This window comes from Rhizobium giardinii bv. giardinii H152 (assembly GCF_000379605.1).
GTDB classification, from domain to species: Bacteria; Pseudomonadota; Alphaproteobacteria; order Rhizobiales; family Rhizobiaceae; genus Pararhizobium; species Pararhizobium giardinii.
The window spans coordinates 1-1,681 of the sequence record NZ_KB902748.1; the positions used below are offsets into that span (position 1 = coordinate 1).

At 57.5% G+C, this 1,681-nt stretch carries 3 protein-coding genes; 1 reads left to right on the forward strand and 2 read right to left on the reverse strand.

Features of this window, described 5'->3' with window-relative positions; all coding sequences use genetic code 11:
* Positions 1-395, reverse strand: a 395-nt coding sequence (locus tag A3AY_RS0132965) for a hypothetical protein (protein ID WP_018329933.1), incomplete at its 3' end; no start/stop codon positions are given.
* A 24-nt stretch (positions 396-419) separates the two neighbouring features.
* Positions 420-1,340: an arginase gene (gene rocF / locus A3AY_RS0132970; RefSeq protein ID WP_018329934.1), complete on the reverse strand. Its 921-nt coding sequence runs from the start codon at positions 1,338-1,340 to the stop codon at positions 420-422.
* A 119-nt stretch (positions 1,341-1,459) separates the two neighbouring features.
* On the opposite strand from rocF, the gene A3AY_RS38495 reads away from it, so the two are divergent.
* Positions 1,460-1,681 (forward strand): Lrp/AsnC family transcriptional regulator (locus A3AY_RS38495; protein ID WP_154663368.1); only part of this gene is annotated, 222 nt, incomplete at its 3' end.

The window sequence follows — 1,681 nt, forward strand, 5'->3', positions numbered from 1 at the left end:
AGATATTTTGCGGCGAGCGCGGAGGTCGCGGCAGTGCGCAAGGCGGTGAGGATCGTCATTTCGGTTAGCAGCATCGGGTAGCCGTTGCCGACATCAGACAGCACGCCAAAGGCCGTTACGGTTTGCCGGCCGTCGCGCGTGTTCTTCGGGTGACCGTTCACATATTTAAAGCCGTAGAGCGTTCCATCACTCGTCGGCATCAACTCAATGACCCCTTCTTCGGAATGGGAGGCGACACGAGGGGTCTTGTCGAAGACCGGCCACCGGCGGAAATCTTCCTCAATGACGGCCGCCAATTCCACAAGGAACCGATCGATACCAACCCTCAGGACCAGCTTCATCATGTGATCAACGCTGACGAAAGGGACGATGTTCAGTTTGTGCTCAGTGTTCATTCTGTCCTCCAATAAAAGATATCGTCAGCCCGCAAGCGTCGGGCGATCCATCACCCGCTTGCCCATAAGGCTGGCGACAAGATCGACGAGCAGCTTCGCGGTCTTGCCGCGCTCGTCGAGAAACGGATTAAGTTCGACGATGTCGAGGCTCGTCACGAGGTCGCTGTCATGGAGCATTTCCATGATCAGATGCGCCTCGCGGTACGTCGCTCCGCCCGGCACCGTGGTACCGACTGCGGGCGCGATGTCGGGCTCCAGGAAATCGACATCGAAGCTCACATGCAGGAGGCCTTTGGCGGCCTTTACCTTTTCGATGAAACTCCGGACGAGAACAGCGACGCCGTGTTCATCGATAACGCGCATATCGTGGACCGTGATGCCGGTGCGCTTGATCGCGGCCTGCTCGGCTGAATCGACGCTCCGAATGCCAATCATGCAGACGTTTTCGGTGGGTACCGCGTGCACCAGTGTGGGAAAATATCCATCGAAGCCAGCCTGGCCGGTGTAATAGGCCACCGGTGTTCCATGCAGATTGCCGCTTGCTGTCGTCTCAAGGCTGTGGAAATCGGTATGGGCATCGAGCCAGAGAACGAACAGCGGCCGGCCAAGCTCTGCAGCCCGGCGGGCGAGGCCGGGAACCGTGCCGGCGGATATCGCATGGTCGCCACCCAGGAATATGGGCATGCCATTGTCGCTGTGTTCGTAGGCAGAGGATGATAGCGCCTCAACCCAGGCGACGGTCTCTCCAAGGTGATGTACCGCGGCATTGGGGTGGGGCATTTCGTCGAAGCTTCGAGGTGTAAGGTTGCCGATGTCCTTTACGGAATGGCCCAACTCCTCAAGCGCTGTGCGAAGACCGGCGATGCGAAGAGCACTCGGTCCCATTTCACAGCCAAGCTGCCCCGCTCCAATTTGCAAGGGGGCGCCGATCAGCGTGCATTCCATGACTTACTCCCATTAAATTTCGGGCAGACTAGCGGGCAAGAGTGGCAGATTGAATATTGAAATTTGGCACAACGTCATGCTATTTCACCCGAACTGATAACCGTTTTGATCAAATTGGCATGGACGATCTCGATCAGAAAATTGTAGCCCTCTTGCGCGGGAATGGACGCCGAAGCGTTTCGGATCTTGCTCTTGAAACAGGTGCATCACGTGCAACGGTGCGAGCCCGCATAGAACGCATGGAGCACGATGGCACCATCCTCGGCTACACGGTCATGCTTCGCGCAGATGCCCTTGAAGACGTCGTCCGGGGCGTTATGATGATCGAGATCGAGGGGCAT

What these genes read in the sequence shown, in the direction of transcription:
- rocF (WP_018329934.1), bottom strand. Translation starts at nt 1,340, where the DNA reads ATGGAATGCACGCTGATCGGCGCCCCCTTGCAAATTGGAGCGGGGCAG.